Genomic DNA, 16,645 nt, shown 5'->3' on the forward strand with positions numbered 1-16,645 from the left:
TTGAACAACAAAAACTTCAATCTAAAAACATTGAGAAAAAGTCTAAAGACTTCCATAAAAATAGAGCTTCGTAAAAAAGGAGACTTCGACCATTAATGATATCACACCTTTCTATAATTAACGGTTAAACAGCTCGAACGTAAACTTCACACCTATTTCCTGATACTTCCAATTGGCAAAACTTGTAAATACGCCAAAATCAAAGACATGAGTGCCAATGCCATATCCAAGCTCCAAGTAAGGATTCAAGTGAGGGACAAACAACATATTGAAATACAAACGTTCATTCAACACATATTGCGTATATTTATTCAGGTGCCTGATAAGAAGGAAAGGAGCCTCATAAACCGCATGAGCACGCGCATATTTTCGAGACGAGTTGTACCAACGGCCATCCAACAGTTGAAACACCCCACCAATATCATCATTCCAACCGGTAGGCAGATTGGAACGACGCAGATTGGCAAAATCGACAAAATAAAGTTCTTCCTGCCGTGTAAATGCTCCCCATCCCAAACGGAAATATAAATCACGCATCAAACCCAACGGTACATTGTGCTGAAAGTCGACTTCAACCCGTTCATAACTTCCTGAACTCTGAAGCACTCCTTTTATTCCACGCTCCCAATCAACCGACACAGTAGGATATTTGGAATGCAGATTCACTTTACGGTCTCCATTCATATAATAATACTGTCCCGGTTTCCAGGTTAAGCGCACTCTTGGCGCAAAACTGTTATAGGTATGGCGAAACTTGTTCAGTATTTCCGGATCAAACCCCGGAAGATACGACTGACCATCACTGACCAAACGTGTAGGAGGCGTATCGGGAAACACAATATCAAAATTAGAACGTTCGACCTCTGTACGACGGTGGATTGACAAACCTACGTCCAATGTCAGTCCATTAACTATCTCCCAACTATGCTCCACATTCAGATACAAGTCATTAAAATAATCCAGATGAATTTGATTGAAATCAAACAGACTGTCAGGAATAGCCTTCAAATCATCCAATACATCACTACTGTAAATGCGGTTACCGTTACCAACCTCTATATGCAAAGCAGCCCGTTTACGAGGCCAATAATCAAAGTCACTCCTTACCCTCCAATAAAACTCCTTTTGCTTAAAGTTATAACCGATCCGGGGCACTATTCTCAGAAGACGGTCACCAGGAAACAAACGGTTGTATTTGAATTCCTGACGATACGAAATTCCGTTCGATCCACTATAACTCAGCAAAAAAGGATTGATTAAAGGAGAACATCTGACACTACCCAGTTTATCCAGATTGACCGTATACCGACTGATCAATGCATCACCAATCTGCCCCCAAAACTCCAGGTTCTTATTCAACTTTTTTTTCGTTACCCCCACCGTGTCGCGCCGCAAAAAATAGTCCTGATACAACGACTGCTCATGCTGAGTCAACGGTATAGGACGCAACGAGTTGAAATAAGCCGTATCACGCTGATAAGCATTCGTATCATTACTCAACGTATAAGATTCTGTCAGATCATACTTTTCCTTTTTCTGCTCTTCGACCTCCCGACCGGTATCCTTTTGAGATATCTCACTATATTTAAGCGAAGCTGTATAGCTGCCATCTATTACATTCCCCAAGAAACGGAAAGAACCTTCTACCATGTAGCGAACCGGTAGAAACTCATCTGGTGCTCCCACTTCCCCCAACTGCAACAGATTATCGAAGCGAAACATCTCGGAACGACCGGCAAAACGGATCTCACGAACACTCCACACGTTATCGCTAACCACCATATAGCCACCAACCAGCTGGAAACTCTTGCTTTTAGGAATAAAACGAATCTTATATTGCCGGTTAAACTCCGGTCCCATTATCGAATCAATATAATAGGTATAGTATTTTTTCGCATTGCTAGCCAAAGGCGAAAGCAATTTATCGTAAAGCAACGTAGACGAATAGATATTAATATGAAAATACTCCAACAACCGGCCGTCAGCTTCCCAAAATTCCGAAGCAGTACCCACACCAGCCTTTACCTTTTGGTCATAAATATCCGGAGCCGTAAAATGCAGATCACTGTAAGTCTCCATCATATATTCGTTCACCCCCTTCCGTATCCGGAACATTGTAGGTAAAAAACGAATTATATGATTCTTTTTCCGGATATTGACTCTTCCTTTTATATACAGTTCTGCACGATATTCGTTTACTATACTCTCATAAAATGGGGCAAAGAAGATAACTTTTTCCATAATCGAATCGGCTGAAACGCCACGTTTACCGTATATATTAGAGATGTCTTTTGCTGCCGCTTCCGCAACAATCAAAAGCAGCACCATAAATTCAATCCATATATATATTAAACGTTTCACCCGTAATATCTTATTATAGACAGGGGCAAATATAGAAAAAAAGGTGTATTTTTGCAGCCAAACAACCAACAAAAAGAGAAGGCAACTATGTCAAAAATGAGATTTTTTGCTTTACAGGAGCTGGCCAATCGCCGTCCTCTGGAAGTCACAATCCCCTCAAACAAGCTGTCCGATTATTACGGCAGCCACGTTTTCGACCGAAAAAAAATGCAGGAATATCTGCCTAAAGAAGCTTACAAAGCGGTTACAGATGCCATAGAAAAAGGCACTCCCATCAGCCGCGAAATGGCAGATTTAATTGCCAACGGAATGAAAAGCTGGGCAAAATCGCTGAATGTAACCCACTACACCCACTGGTTTCAGCCATTGACCGACGGAACAGCCGAGAAGCACGATGGATTCATCGAGTTCGGCGAAGACGCTGAAGTGATCGAACGCTTTTCAGGCAAACTGCTTATCCAGCAAGAGCCCGATGCTTCATCTTTCCCCAACGGGGGCATCCGTAACACATTCGAAGCACGCGGATATACCGCATGGGACGTATCGTCACCGGCTTTTGTGGTAGATACCACCCTCTGTATTCCTACCATCTTTATATCCTATACAGGAGAAGCCCTGGACTACAAGACACCTTTGCTGAAAGCTCTTGCTGCCGTAGATAAAGCCGCAACCGAAGTATGTCAGCTATTTGACAAAAACGTCACTAGAGTATTTGCCAATTTAGGATGGGAACAGGAATACTTTTTGGTCGATCTGGCCCTCTACAATGCCCGCCCCGACCTTTGCCTGACTGGGCGTACACTCATGGGACACTCGTCGGCCAAAGACCAGCAGCTCGAAGACCATTACTTCGGCTCTATTCCCCCAAGAGTGACAGCCTTCATGAAGGAACTGGAGATAGAGTGCCACAAATTAGGCATTCCCGTAAAAACCCGTCACAACGAAGTAGCTCCCAACCAGTTCGAGTTAGCGCCCATTTTCGAGAACGTCAACTTGGCCAACGACCACAACCAGCTGGTAATGGACCTGATGAAGCGAATTGCCCGCAAGCACAACTTCGCCGTGTTACTGCACGAGAAGCCCTACAACGGGGTCAACGGTTCCGGTAAGCACAATAACTGGTCGTTGTGTACAGATACGGGTATTAACCTGTTTGCTCCCGGCAAAAACCCCAAAAGCAACATGCTGTTTCTCACATTCCTGGTCAATGTCCTGATGATGGTCTACAAAAACCAGGATCTGTTGCGCGCCTCTATCAGCAGCGCAGGGAACAGCTATCGTTTAGGAGCCAACGAAGCACCTCCCGCTATTCTGTCCATCTTCTTAGGCAAACAATTAAGCAGCATTCTTGACGAATTCACACGCCAGATAAGCAATAGCAAGATGACAGCCGAAGAGAAGACAACGCTGAAACTGGGCATCGGCCGTATCCCCGAAATATTACTGGATACTACCGACCGCAACCGCACCTCTCCATTTGCTTTCACAGGAAACCGTTTCGAGTTCAGAGCTGCAGGTTCGTCAGCCAACTGTGCTGCAGCCATGATCGCCATCAACGCAGCCATGGCCAACCAGCTGAACGAATTCAAGGCCTCGATAGACAAAGCCATGGAAGAAGGAAGCAGCAAAGAAGAAGCCATCTTCCGCATTCTCAAGGAAACCATCATTGCTTCCGAACCCATCCGATTCGAAGGTGACGGATACTCGGAAGAATGGAAGCAGGAAGCTGCCCGACGTGGTCTGACCAACATCTGCCATGTGCCCGAAGCTCTGATGCGCTATATGGACAACCAGGCCAAAGCAGTTCTGATTGGTGAACACATATTCAACGAAACAGAGTTAGCCAGCCGTCTGGAAGTAGAACTGGAGAAATTTACGATGAAAGTTCAGATTGAAAGCCGTGTGTTGGGCGACCTGGCCATCAATCACATTGTGCCCACAGCTGTCAGCTACCAGAACCGGTTATTGGAAAATCTGCGTGGACTACGCGAAACATTCTCCCCCGAAGAATACGAAGAACTCAGTGCCGACCGCAAGGAACTGATACGCGAAATCTCACGAAGAGTTACAGCCATCAAGATGCAAGTACGCGAAATGACCGAGGCACGCAAAGTAGCCAACCACATGGATAACTACAAAGATAGAGCTTTCGCTTATGAAGAGAATGTACGTCCGTATCTGGAAAGCATTCGCGACCACATCGACCGTCTGGAAATGGAGATAGACGACGAGATATGGCCATTGCCCAAATATAGGGAACTTTTATTCACAAAATAAGAAACCGGATATTCTATTTTTTTACAATACAGGCTGGATATCCTGCCCTACAAAAGCAGGAATGTCCAGCCTGTTTTTCTATAGCAATTCTACTTTTCAATAGAATCTTTACAAAAAACCTTGCACATTTTTCCAACAAATGCGTAATATTTAATTTTTTCTTCCTACATTTGTGCTGTAGAACACAGCTTTGCAGCAGTATGGTGAAAATAAACTTATCAGATATAAATATTCCGGAACTAATAGCCGATATGTGGTCGCCTCTGAATGAGGAGCAACGGGAGTTCCTTTCAAACCACTTTACACTCCAGAACTACAAAAAGAACGAAGTGATTTATTGTGAGGGAGAAAGCCCCGCCTACCTAATGTGTCTGTTGACCGGAAAAGTCAAAATATATAAAGATGGCGTAGGAGGACGAAGCCAGATCATCCGCATGATCAAGCCTGTTGAATATTTCGGTTATCGCGCCTACTTTGCCAAAGAAGACTACGTTACTGCTGCTACTGCTTTCGAACCGTCCATCATCTGCCTGATACCCATGAGTGCCATCATGACATTGGTGACACAAAACAACAATCTGGCTATGTTTTTCATCAAACAGCTGTCTATCGATTTGGGTATTGCCGATGAACGCACAGTAAACCTGACTCAGAAACACATTCGTGGACGACTGGCAGAATCGCTGCTCTTCTTGAAAGAAAGTTATGGACTGGAAGAAGATGGTTCCACCTTAAGTATCTATCTCTCGCGTGAGGATTTAGCCAACTTATCCAACATGACTACCTCAAACGCCATCCGTACGTTGTCGCAATTCGCAACCGAACGCCTTATCACCATCGACGGACGGAAAATAAAAATCATCGATGAAGAGAAGCTGAAAAAGATCAGCAAAATCGGATAATATTTTTCCCCAGTTGGAGAAAAATCTTTTTCCAGTTAGAGAAATATTTTTTCCTAACTATAGAAAAAGCACTAGTATTTTCTATGAAACATATCAGCAGACCGGTTTATCCGCATGAAGTGAACTTTAGCAGATAAACCGGTCTGTATTTTATTCTCCCAACTGGAGGAAGCGTTCAGCCTCAATGGCTGCCTTACATCCACTGGCAGCAGCGGTAATAGCCTGACGATAATGAGGATCGGCCACATCGCCGGCTGCAAACACGCCCGGCAACTTGGTACGCGGTGTACCCGGCTCGGTCAGGATATAGCCTACTTCGTCTGTATCCAGATAGGGCTTGAAAATCTTCGAATTGGGTTCATGGCCGATAGCCAGGAAGAATCCGTCAATGGCACGGTCGTAACGTTCTTCATCGGGTTGTCCCATGCGTTTTACCAGGTGCACACCTTCTACGCCATTATCGCCGTACAGACCTACAGCATTGTGCTCGAAGAGTACTTCTATTTTCTCATTATTCATCACACGTTCCTGCATGATTTTAGAGGCACGAAGGAAAGGCTTACGGACAATCAGATAGACCTTCGATGCCAGACTGGCCAGATAAGAAGCCTCCTCACAAGCCGTATCGCCACCGCCTACTACGGCAACCGTCTTTTTGCGGTAGAAGAAACCGTCGCACGTTGCACAGGCACTTACACCCATGCCCGCATATTTCTTCTCGTCTTCCAGGCCCAGATATTTGGCAGCTGCACCCGTAGCGATAATCAGGGTTTCGGCTTCGATCACTTTTTCTTCGTCGATTGTTATTTTATAAGGCCGTTGGCTTAAATCGGCCGAAGTAGCTACACCGTAGCGCAAGTCTGCCCCGAAGCGGCCGGCTTGCTTGCGCAGGTCTTCCATCAGCTGCGGACCGCTGATTCCTTCCGGATAACCGGGAAAGTTCTCCACATCGGTAGTGGTGGTCAATTGTCCACCCGGCTGCAAGCCTTCGTACAACACCGGCGACAGGTTAGCACGACCGGCATAAATAGCAGCTGTATATCCGGCAGGACCGGAGCCTATAATCAGGCATCTTACTTTTTCTGTTTCCATATTGTATTTTTATTTACGATAAAAACGTTTCATAATCTCACTCTGTTACATACATCAGCGCAGGTCAATCTCCTCGGCCGACGGATATGCTTTCTTGTCGAAGGTGAAGAACCGGTCCGGATAGGACTGCCCCGTCTGAAAGTCATTCACAACAATCAGTGTCGCGTTTTTCCCTCCGCGCTGCGCCATGCTTATCTTCAAAGGGCGGTAGGTGTCTTTCGCCACATACAGGATGATGCACTGCAAGTCCTGATGCGGATCGGCAGCATTCATCACCACTTCATAGGCCGATTTTCCTGCTGCGTTATTCTTACCCATCTTCAGTTTATAGCCTTGTTTGTACATGTACAGCCAGGCATAAGGATTCAACGACTGAAGCTCTTCCGCAGTAGGCTCCGTGATGTTCACCTCGTCGTTCGAAGCCACATAGCTCCACTGTGTACGACCGTCGAACCAGGTTTTCACTCCTGCGCTTTCGAGGACAAACTTCTCTCCCTTCAGGTAAATGGTACCTTCTGATACTCCCTCGCGGGCACGCACCGTAAACGTTGCTTTGATCCCCCCTGCCTGGCGGAAAGCCTCGGCTGTTCGGTTCATGACTGTCTCTGCCTCTGTCGGCGTCTGCTGGGAGTATGCCGACAGGGACGTCAGCAACAGCATGTGGACGACAAGCAGGAAGATATTGATTCGCATTCTGTTCAAACTCATATCCAATAAAAGAACTAAAGAAAAGAAAACAAGCGATTATTGCAGATTGTTCAGCCGCATTTCCAGATCGGTTTCGTCCATGCAGCATACCTCACGGGGCTTGCTGCCTTGGGCCGGCCCCACAATGCCCGCTTTCTCCAGCTGGTCCATAATGCGTCCTGCACGGTTGTAACCAATGGAGAACTTACGCTGAATCAGCGAGGTAGAGCCCTGCTGGTGAACAACTATCAGACGGGCTGCATCTTCGAACAGCGGATCCAAGCGTCCCATATCCACATCGCCCAAATCGCCACCGGCATTCTCGTCCACATATTCGGGCAGATAGAAGGCGGTCGGGTAACCCTGCTGACGGGCAATGAACTTGGTAATCTCTGCCACCTCGGGCGTATCGATAAAGGCGCACTGCACACGCACCGGATCGGCTCCCTGCAAGAACAGCATATCGCCCCGGCCAATGAGCTGATTGGCGCCCGGACGGTCGAGAATGGTTCGTGAGTCGACCATAGCCGACACCCTGAAAGCAATACGTGCCGGGAAGTTGGCTTTAATGGTACCTGTAATGATGTTGGTTGTAGGACGCTGGGTAGCAATAATCATGTGGATGCCGACCGCACGCGCCAGCTGGGCGATACGGGCTATCGGAAGCTCGACATCCTTGCCCGCCGTCATAATCAGGTCACCGAACTCATCGATCACAACCACGATATAAGGCATATATTTGTGTCCTTTCTCAGGGTTCAGACGACGGTTAATGAACTTCTCATTGTACTCCTTGATGTTGCGCACGTGTGCTGCCTTCAGCAGGTCGTAGCGTGTATCCATCTCGACACAAAGCGAGTTGAGGGTCTGTACCACCTTTGTCACATCGGTGATGATGGCATCTTCTCCATCGGGCAGTTTGGCAAGGAAATGGTGCTCGATGACGGAATAAATGCTGAACTCTACTTTCTTTGGGTCGACCAACACAAACTTCAATTCGGCCGGATGCTTTTTATAAAGCAGGGAGGTGATGATAGCATTCAGACCTACCGACTTACCTTGACCGGTGGCACCGGCTACCAGTACGTGCGGCATCTTGGCCAGGTCTACCATGAAGACCTCGTTCGTAATGGTCTTACCCAACGCGATAGGCAGTTCGTAGGTCGATTCCTGGAACTTCTTGCTGCCTATGATGCTCTGCCCCGATACGATCTTCGGATTGGAGTTCGGCACCTCGATACCGATTGTTCCCTTACCGGGGATGGGGGCAATAATACGGATACCCAAAGCCGAAAGGCTTAAGGCAATATCATCTTCCAGACCACGGATTTTGGAGATACGCACCCCTTGTTCGGGCGTAATCTCGTATAGGGTTACAGTAGGTCCGACGGTCGCCTTTATGGTACTGATTTCGATGCCAAAGCTGCGCAGCGTGTTCACAATCTTGTCCTTATTGGCATTCTGCTCGTCCATGTCGATGGTAGGCCCATTGTCGTCGTAGTGCTTCATCAGGTCGATTGTCGGGAAATGATAATTCTCCAGGTCAAGGCGCGGATTGTAAGGCTCCAGCTCCGGACCGTGGTATTCCTCTTCGTCCTCTCCAGCCTCTACTTCGAAGCCCGGTTCCTTGGCAGCTTCGGCCTTGTGCTGGGGTTCGGCCGGTTCGGGTTCGGGCGTTTCGATGGTCATTGTCACTTCATCGTCGCCCCGCTTCTGACGTCTTTCCTCCGGATGACTACCGCCTAAGTCCAATGTTATCTGATTGTCTTCAGATTCCTTGGTAGCATGTTCTTCCTCGTGGCGCGGAGCATCTTCTGCCGCTTCTGCCACGTGGTTGTCTGCCGCTTCAGCTTCCTCGGGCACGGATGCAGGGGCCTCCTTCACGGCCTTACGCTTGCCCTTGACGGTCCACGAGTCGGTAAACTCTTCGGGCACCTCGCCTTCGGCACTTGCCTTTGCCTGCTTTTTCTTCAGGAAATTCAGCGAGAACAGCCCACGCAACCAGATAATGGTACGCGCGCTAAGATAGATAAGGAAACAGATGGCTGTGAACAGCAGAATCATCCACACGCCCGGCACTCCCACCTGGGACACGAGCCAGTTACTGACATTATAGCCGTGCATACCACCCAGATAGAGGAAGGAGTCCTTGTACTGGTCCATAAATACAAACCCGAAAAAGACGGAGAACCACACCAGCAGCAGCGCACAGCCTATGAACCACTTCCACAGCCGCACCACGCGCACCTTCATCAGCTTCAGTCCGGCCACGGCCAGAAATACCAAAATGAAGAAGGACGACACTCCGAAGCAGTCGTTTATCAAGTAGCTGGCCAGCTGCGCCCCACGCGATCCGGCATAATTCTTCACTCCATTGTTCACCGAAGCCAACTCCTGCGCATTGCCGCTGTCGATGATGCTCTGGTCGGCTGCCCCTGTAAAGAAGAACGAAGAAAAAGCCAGCAACAAGTAGACGGAAAAAATCACCAGTACCAGTCCTATTACAAAGCGGATAGTCTCACTTCGGAATGCAGAAACGATTTTCTGATACAGTGTCGGTTTCTGCTCCGTATCTTTAGTTGTACCTTTTTTTGCCATGAATTAAATCTCCCTATTATAATAATGTATAAAAAGCCTGCCCGGGTTTGCCGCAAACCGCCCATTGCTCCCCCTTGCAAAAGGAGCAGCCGATACCGGCACTTCCCTAGCTCCGTACGGAGAAGATCTGTACCCAAACAGCCCTTTAAGTTCGGTGCAAAAGTAATAAATAAACTATAAATTCGGGAACTAAAGAATAGTTTTTCTCGCTGCCCGACATCGGCGGCGGGCTGAACTCTGCATGTAAAGCGGCCATCAGTTTGGCAGGCACACCACTCAAGCCCAGACAGCCCGTAGATTCCCGAACAAGGCCGACAGGCAATTTTCCTTTACATCGTCCCCCCGTCAATACTGGAAGGCTATCACAGTCGTATACTTAGGCCCCCTCAGTCGTATACTTAGATACCCTCGGTCGTATACTTAGGGTGTCTAAGTCGTATAGGTTGATTACGACCCTAAAATACACTCTAAATCAATTGGTTAAACGAACTCATAGAGCAGTCTATCGCCCTAAGAATATTCTTAACGGAACAGACACACACTCCGTCCATCCGACAGATGCCGAAACCGGCAGTTGGCCCATCGAAAAATATCAGTAAAAGCCTTAATAAAACGGAAAAAGAAGTTCTAAAAAAGAATCAGATTTGTAATGATTACAATTTATATTATCTTTGTCACCCAAACCATTATTCATTTCATTTAAACCAACCGACCATGAAAAAACGTATCTATTTATTTGCAACCGCCGTGCTCGTCAGCATCCTGACAGCCTTCGGCCAGACAAAAGAGTATCAGCTATCGAGCCACATCCTCGACATCAACCAGGGACAGCCTGCTCCCGGAGTCAGAATCACCCTGTCGAAGCAGGACAAAGATGCCCAATGGACCGTAGTAGACGAAAAACTGACCGACAAAGACGGCCGGGTGAAAGACTTCCTGGAAAGAGACGGAAACGACCACGCAGGCATCTACAAGCTGACCTATCACGTGGCCCCCTACTTCGAGGCACAGAAGCAATCTACGTTCTACCCCTTCATCGAAGTGGTATTCGAAATCAGGGACAACAACCACTATCACGTCCCCATCACCCTTTCGCCCTACGGATATTCCACTTACCGGGGCAGCTGACCTGCCCCGCCATCCTACCGGCAGCCACGCACACCGTCACATGATCCGTACATCCTTTGCAAAGGAGTATATCACACACTTTTTCTAGGAAGAAACAAACCTTTTTCCTATCTTTGCAAACCAAACATAAGCAGACTAATGCTTCGAATCTAAAAAGATATGAAAAAAGAAAGTCAAGTGATATTCGACCGCAATGTAGTGGAATTTGTAACCGTGGCTGCCGAATTTTGTAAATTTCTGGAGCAGGCCGAGGGCATGAAACGCGCCACATTCGTCGATACATCCTTAAAAATACTGCCATTGCTCTACCTCAAAGCCTCCATGATGCCCAAATGCGAAATGATGGGCGAAGACATGCCGGAGAACTTTGTCACGGAAGAGACATACGAAATAGTACGCATGAACCTGGCTGACATACTGGGCGAAAAGGACGACTACCTGGACGTATTCGTGTCGGACATGAAGTACAGCGACCAACCCATCACCAAATATATCTCCGAAGACCTGGCCGACATCTATCAGGACATCAAGGACTTCATCTTCGTCTTCCAGCTGGGACTGAACGAAACCATGAACGACGCCCTGGCCATCTGTCAGGAGAACTTTGCCCTCTACTGGGGACAAAAGCTGGTGAACACCCTGCGCGCACTGCACGACGTGAAGTATGCGCAAGCAGACAGTGAAGACGAAAATCCGTCGGACGAGACTGACGACCTCGACTACAACACCGAACACACCCTTTAACTGCAAGCTGTAATTATGGTAATCAAAAGAACGATCAATAAAGAGGAGCTACAGGACATGCCCAAAGCCCTCTTCCCCGGCCAGATACACGTTGTACAAACTCCACAAGAAGCCGAACGAGCCGTAGCCTACCTGAAGACCTGCCCGCTGCTGGGCATCGACAGCGAAACACGCCCCTCGTTCACCAAAGGCCACGTCTACAAAGTGGCACTGCTGCAAATCGCCTCGGACGAGCACTGCTTCCTTTTCCGGCTGAACCTGACAGGCCTCACACTGCCCGTCATTCTGCTGCTGGAAAATCCCAACATCATTAAAGTAGGCCTCTCGCTGAAAGACGACTTCATGATGCTGCACAAGCGTGCCCCCTTCGAACAACATTCCTGCATCGAGCTGCAAGAGTTTGTACGCCCCTTCGGCATTCAGGAGAAAAGCCTGCAGAAGATTTACGGCATCCTGTTCGGAGAAAAGATATCCAAAAGCCAACGCCTGTCCAACTGGGAAGCCGACGTACTGACGCTTCCCCAGCAACAATACGCGGCAACCGACGCCTGGGCATGCCTCAACATCTACAACAAGCTGCAGGAACTGAAACGGACGGGCGACTTCGAAATAGCCCCCGACACCCCGCCAGCCGACAGCACAGAACCCGAAAACCGAACTAATTAAAATAAATCCATGTATAAAGTATATCTGAAACCCGGCAAGGAAGAATCCCTGAAACGTTTTCACCCTTGGGTATTCTCCGGCGCCATCGCCCGCATTGACCGAGAGCCGATAGAAGGCGAAGTAGTAGAGATCTACACTTCGAAGAACGAATTCATAGCCAAAGGCCATTGGCAAATAGGCAGCATCGCCGTACGGGTACTGACATTCAATCAGGACGAAACGATCGACACCGATTTCTGGAAACGGAAATTGCAGATAGCCTACAACATGCGCCGCAGTATCGGCATTGCCGAAGCACCCGACAACAACACCTACCGCTTGGTACATGGCGAAGGCGACAACCTGCCCGGACTGGTGATAGACATTTATGCACGGACCGCCGTCATGCAGGCCCACTCTGCAGGAATGCACCTGGAACGCATGACCATAGCCGAAGCACTGGCCGAAATGATGGGCAACCAGATCGACAACATCTATTACAAATCGGAAACGACACTGCCCTTCAAAGCCGACCTCTTCCCTGAAAATGGATTTCTGCGCGGAGGCAGCACGGACAACATCGCTACCGAATACGGCCTGAAGTTCCATATCGACTGGCTGAAAGGACAAAAGACTGGTTTCTTCGTCGACCAACGCGAAAACCGTGCCCTGCTGGAACGCTATGCAAAGGGCCGCAATGTACTGAACATGTTCTGCTACACCGGCGGATTCTCGGTCTACGCCATGCGTGGAGGAGCCAAGCTGGTACACTCGGTAGACAGTTCGGCCAAAGCCATCGACCTGACCAACAAGAACATGGAGCTGAACTTCCCTGGCGACACCCGTCACGCTGCCTATGCCGAAGACGCCTTTAAGTACCTCGACCGCATGGGCGACCAGTACGACCTCATTATCCTCGATCCACCCGCTTTCGCCAAGCACCGCGACGCCTTGCGCAACGCACTCCAGGGCTACCGGAAGCTGAACGTGAAAGCATTCGAGAAAATCAAGCCGGGCGGCATCCTGTTCACTTTCTCGTGCTCGCAGGCAGTCAGCAAGGAGAACTTCCGTACGGCCGTATTCACCGCAGCCGCCATGTCGGGACGCAGCGTACGCATCTTGCATCAGCTCACCCAGCCTGCCGACCACCCGGTCAACATCTATCATCCCGAAGGCGAATACCTGAAAGGACTGGTACTCTACGTAGAATAAAAAAACATCCGATTATTTAAAAAGATAACAGAAAAGGGGCTATACGGCCCCTTTATTCTTAAATAGAGTTAAGAAATGGCATTTTTTGGCCGTTTTATTATGTTGTATAGCATAAAACCTCTACATTTGCACTGTGTTTTTCATGGTATTAGATTTAAGGTTAACAAAGATTGGGTGTCTGGGATAGATACCCTTCTTTTTTTATATACCCCTTCAGATTCCATTCCTGCCTTTCCAGGCATACGAAACAGGCTGCTTCTGCACACTTTTCCAACCTTCGGAAATATCAAAAAATCCCCTTTCTGGACAGACTAAAAAAAGTGATAGGTTATTTGCATTTCTCCGACCGGTATCGTACCTTTGCAAGACGCTGTACAAAATAGCATTTGTTTATCTTTAAGAATCCAAAACAAGAAAAACTATGAACATCAAAGTCCGTTTAGTCATTATGAACTTCCTACAGTTCGCCGTGTGGGGAGCTTACCTGACATCCATGGGCAGTTATCTGGTCAACGTCGGTCAAGCAGCACATATCGGAACGTTCTACGCCATGCAAGGTATCGTTTCCCTATTTATGCCAGCCATTCTGGGCATCATAGCCGACCGCTGGATACCGGCTCAGAAGCTGTTAAGCTTCAGTCACTTTACAGCGGCTTTATTCATAGCATTGGCAGGTTATTATGGCATGACCAGCGGAAGCGACGTCAAGTTCGGCATACTTTTTACTTTATACTCGCTGAGTGTGGCGTTCTATATGCCCACCCTTGCACTTTCCAACTCGGTAGCCTATACGGCACTGGACAAAGCCGGGCTTGATACCATCAAGAACTTCCCCCCTATCCGTATATTCGGTACCATCGGATTCATCTGCTCCATGTGGATGGTAGATATATTGGGACTTCAGAACAATTACGGCCAGTTCTTCGCTTGTGCCCTTATCGGACTGGTATACGGCGTTTATGCACTGACCCTCCCTGCCTGTCCTGTCAATAAAGGAGGCGAAAGCAAATCACTTACAGAAGCAATGGGACTGCGTGCCTTCACATTGTTCAAACAGAAAAAGATGGCTATCTTCTTTATATTCTCCATGCTGTTGGGCGTATCGCTGCAAATCACAAACGGATTTGCCAACCCCTACATCAGCAGCTTCGGAAGCATCCCCGAATATGCCGAGACCTTCGGTGTACAGCATGCCAATATCCTGATTTCATTGTCACAAATATCCGAAACACTCTGCATACTGCTGATCCCATTCTTCCTGAAAAGATTTGGTATCAAGTATGTGATGCTGATTGCCATGTTTGCCTGGGTACTCCGATTTGGTTTGTTCGGTGCTGGCAATCCGGGCAGCGGCGTATGGATGTTTATCCTTTCGATGATCGTCTATGGAGTGGCATTCGATTTCTTTAATATATCCGGTTCTCTGTTTGTTGACCGTGAGACAGACAAAGGCATACGGTCGAGCGCCCAGGGTCTGTTTGTCATCATGACCAACGGATTCGGTGCAACCATCGGTACATTGGGAGCACAAGCTGTAGTCAATCATTTTGTCGACTTCAACAGCGAAGCCCCGCAAATCGAACAATGGCAATATGCATGGTATACCTTTGCCGCTTATGCACTGGTAGTAGCCGTTGTATTCGCATTTGCCTTCAAATATAAACACCGGCCGGAACAACTATAACCGTAACGGAATGAACAGAAAGAAAATAGAACTGCAAGTTCTGAACATATCCAACAGCCAGGAGCAGGCTGGAGCTTTCGCCTTGGTATTGGGCGAAATAAACGGTGATCGCCAGTTACCCATTATCATCGGTACCAGCGAAGCTCAATACATGCTCATTGAGCTGAAAGGCATCACGTCTCCACGCCCCCTGACACATCATCTTTTTGCTTCCGTACTCGAAACACTGAAAGTCAAGTTGGCGCGAGTCCTCATCTATCATGTAAACAATGGGGTATTCTACTCGTATGTCTACTTCAAATCGGACAACACCTTCATGCGAATGGATGCGCGTACAAGCGATGCCGTAGCTTTGGCTTTGCGAATGCATGCACCGATCTATGTGTATGAAGATATTTTGGAAGATGAGGGAATACGCTCGGATTTCTTCTCCGAGGCTCCACTACAGGACGAGCAACCCAAAGAAGAAAACATAGAGTCACTGAAAGCAGCCCTGGCCGAAGCCATAGCAAACGAGAATTACGAACGTGCCGCCCAACTGCGCGACCAAATCAATCAACGCAAAAAGATGTAGGCACCTCAGCGCTATCACATACAATATAACATTTCGAACATGCACGTATTCTACACACCAGACATACAAAACAGTAACGAACTTCCTGAAGAAGAAGCAGCTCATGCGATACGGGTATTGCGTCTTCAAACAGGCGACGAAGTAATGCTTACCGACGGACAAGGCAACTTCTATCGTGCCGAAATCAGTACCGCTACCAACAAACGCTGTTTGGTACGAGTACTGGAAACTATAGCTCAAGAACCGCTTTGGAGTGGCTATCTGCACATTGCCATGGCACCTACCAAGAATATGGACCGCACAGAGTGGTTTGCCGAGAAAGCCACCGAGATAGGATTCGACGAACTTACCTTCCTGAATTGCCGCTTTTCGGAGAGGCGGGTTATCAAGACCGAACGTATCTCGAAGATTCTTATCTCCGCCATCAAGCAGTCGCTTAAAGCCCGCCTGCCAAAGCTAAACGAGATGACCGACTTCGACCGCTTCATTACCCAGCCTTTCGACGGACAGAAATTCATTGCACATTGCTATGAAGGAGAAAAGCCCCTGTTAAAAGACATCATCCGAAAAGGCGAGAATGCACTGGTGATGATAGGTCCGGAAGGCGACTTCAGCGAGGAAGAAGTAGAAAAAGCTATCGGACAAGGATTTCAGCCTATCAGCCTGGGACGCTCAAGGTTAAGGACAGAAACAGCAGCACTGGTAGCCTGTCATATATTGAATCTGGAAAACCAATGATAT

The 16,645-nt window shown here is 47.9% G+C and carries 13 protein-coding genes; 9 read left to right on the forward strand and 4 right to left on the reverse strand.

The annotated features are described in order from the left end of the window. Window positions 1-117: 117 nt before the first annotated feature. The gene (locus tag Q3C19_RS03595) at window positions 118-2,328 is read right to left on the reverse strand and encodes a DUF5686 family protein (RefSeq protein ID WP_302727347.1); all 2,211 of its coding nucleotides are present in this window, start codon (window positions 2,326-2,328) and stop codon (window positions 118-120) included. 120 nt (window positions 2,329-2,448) lie between these two features. On the opposite strand from Q3C19_RS03595, the gene Q3C19_RS03600 reads away from it, so the two are divergent. Together Q3C19_RS03600 and Q3C19_RS03605 are read left to right on the forward strand one after the other, a co-directional pair. Further along, entirely contained in the window at window positions 2,449-4,638 is a 2,190-nt protein-coding gene (locus Q3C19_RS03600) for a glutamine synthetase III (RefSeq protein WP_022162086.1), read from the forward strand. A gap of 200 nt (window positions 4,639-4,838) precedes the next feature. Further along, a complete protein-coding gene (locus Q3C19_RS03605) occupies window positions 4,839-5,540 on the forward strand; it encodes a Crp/Fnr family transcriptional regulator (RefSeq protein WP_071149991.1) in 702 nt (233 codons plus the stop codon). A gap of 150 nt (window positions 5,541-5,690) precedes the next feature. On the opposite strand, the gene trxB is transcribed toward Q3C19_RS03605, so the two are convergent. The 3 genes from trxB to Q3C19_RS03620 are packed head-to-tail and all read right to left on the reverse strand — an operon-like array spanning window position 5,691 to window position 9,917. After that, on the reverse strand, window positions 5,691-6,632 hold the full coding sequence (gene trxB / locus Q3C19_RS03610) for a thioredoxin-disulfide reductase (RefSeq protein WP_302727274.1): 942 nt from the start codon (window positions 6,630-6,632) through the stop codon (window positions 5,691-5,693). A 54-nt stretch (window positions 6,633-6,686) separates the two neighbouring features. Then, complete coding sequence (locus Q3C19_RS03615) at window positions 6,687-7,340, reverse strand: LolA-like putative outer membrane lipoprotein chaperone (protein WP_302727276.1); 654 nt, start codon at window positions 7,338-7,340, stop codon at window positions 6,687-6,689. Window positions 7,341-7,376: 36 nt separating this feature from the next. Further along, window positions 7,377-9,917, reverse strand: a complete 2,541-nt coding sequence (locus Q3C19_RS03620) for a DNA translocase FtsK (RefSeq protein ID WP_302727278.1) — start codon at window positions 9,915-9,917, stop codon at window positions 7,377-7,379. A 714-nt stretch (window positions 9,918-10,631) separates the two neighbouring features. Here Q3C19_RS03620 and uraH point away from each other — a divergent pair. The 7 genes from uraH (at window position 10,632) to Q3C19_RS03655 (ending at window position 16,642) form a co-directional block, all read left to right on the forward strand. Then, window positions 10,632-11,045: a hydroxyisourate hydrolase gene (gene uraH / locus Q3C19_RS03625; protein ID WP_022162081.1), complete on the forward strand. Its 414-nt coding sequence runs from the start codon at window positions 10,632-10,634 to the stop codon at window positions 11,043-11,045. Between the two features lie 159 nt (window positions 11,046-11,204). After that, entirely contained in the window at window positions 11,205-11,789 is a 585-nt protein-coding gene (locus Q3C19_RS03630) for a DUF5063 domain-containing protein (RefSeq protein WP_302727280.1), read from the forward strand. A 15-nt stretch (window positions 11,790-11,804) separates the two neighbouring features. Then, the gene (locus Q3C19_RS03635; protein ID WP_022162079.1) at window positions 11,805-12,455 is read left to right on the forward strand and encodes a 3'-5' exonuclease; all 651 of its coding nucleotides are present in this window, start codon (window positions 11,805-11,807) and stop codon (window positions 12,453-12,455) included. 9 nt (window positions 12,456-12,464) lie between these two features. Beyond that, a complete protein-coding gene (locus Q3C19_RS03640) occupies window positions 12,465-13,646 on the forward strand; it encodes a class I SAM-dependent rRNA methyltransferase (RefSeq protein ID WP_302727282.1) in 1,182 nt (393 codons plus the stop codon). A gap of 421 nt (window positions 13,647-14,067) precedes the next feature. Next, window positions 14,068-15,330, forward strand: a complete 1,263-nt coding sequence (locus Q3C19_RS03645; RefSeq protein WP_302727284.1) for an MFS transporter — start codon at window positions 14,068-14,070, stop codon at window positions 15,328-15,330. A 10-nt stretch (window positions 15,331-15,340) separates the two neighbouring features. Continuing rightward, window positions 15,341-15,904 (forward strand): bifunctional nuclease family protein, encoded by a 564-nt coding sequence (locus Q3C19_RS03650; protein ID WP_277120245.1) that lies wholly within the window; start codon window positions 15,341-15,343, stop codon window positions 15,902-15,904. Window positions 15,905-15,943: 39 nt separating this feature from the next. Further along, window positions 15,944-16,642, forward strand: a complete 699-nt coding sequence (locus Q3C19_RS03655; protein ID WP_302727286.1) for a 16S rRNA (uracil(1498)-N(3))-methyltransferase — start codon at window positions 15,944-15,946, stop codon at window positions 16,640-16,642. Window positions 16,643-16,645: the final 3 nt, after the last annotated feature.

The organism is Bacteroides sp. ET489, assembly GCF_030518095.1.
Taxonomy (GTDB): domain Bacteria; phylum Bacteroidota; class Bacteroidia; order Bacteroidales; family Bacteroidaceae; genus Bacteroides; species Bacteroides ndongoniae.

Bases quoted from the DNA above. Each gene is read 5' to 3' on its own strand.
- Q3C19_RS03595 (WP_302727347.1), bottom strand. From the start codon at position 2,328: ATGGTGCTGCTTTTGATTGTTGCGGAAGCGGCAGCAAAAGACATCTCT.
- Q3C19_RS03600 (WP_022162086.1), top strand. From the start codon at position 2,449: ATGTCAAAAATGAGATTTTTTGCTTTACAGGAGCTGGCCAATCGCCGT.
- Q3C19_RS03605 (WP_071149991.1), top strand. From the start codon at position 4,839: ATGGTGAAAATAAACTTATCAGATATAAATATTCCGGAACTAATAGCC.
- trxB (WP_302727274.1), bottom strand. From the start codon at position 6,632: ATGGAAACAGAAAAAGTAAGATGCCTGATTATAGGCTCCGGTCCTGCC.
- Q3C19_RS03615 (WP_302727276.1), bottom strand. From the start codon at position 7,340: ATGAGTTTGAACAGAATGCGAATCAATATCTTCCTGCTTGTCGTCCAC.
- Q3C19_RS03620 (WP_302727278.1), bottom strand. From the start codon at position 9,917: ATGGCAAAAAAAGGTACAACTAAAGATACGGAGCAGAAACCGACACTG.
- uraH (WP_022162081.1), top strand. From the start codon at position 10,632: ATGAAAAAACGTATCTATTTATTTGCAACCGCCGTGCTCGTCAGCATC.
- Q3C19_RS03630 (WP_302727280.1), top strand. From the start codon at position 11,205: ATGAAAAAAGAAAGTCAAGTGATATTCGACCGCAATGTAGTGGAATTT.
- Q3C19_RS03635 (WP_022162079.1), top strand. From the start codon at position 11,805: ATGGTAATCAAAAGAACGATCAATAAAGAGGAGCTACAGGACATGCCC.
- Q3C19_RS03640 (WP_302727282.1), top strand. From the start codon at position 12,465: ATGTATAAAGTATATCTGAAACCCGGCAAGGAAGAATCCCTGAAACGT.
- Q3C19_RS03645 (WP_302727284.1), top strand. From the start codon at position 14,068: ATGAACATCAAAGTCCGTTTAGTCATTATGAACTTCCTACAGTTCGCC.
- Q3C19_RS03650 (WP_277120245.1), top strand. From the start codon at position 15,341: ATGAACAGAAAGAAAATAGAACTGCAAGTTCTGAACATATCCAACAGC.
- Q3C19_RS03655 (WP_302727286.1), top strand. From the start codon at position 15,944: ATGCACGTATTCTACACACCAGACATACAAAACAGTAACGAACTTCCT.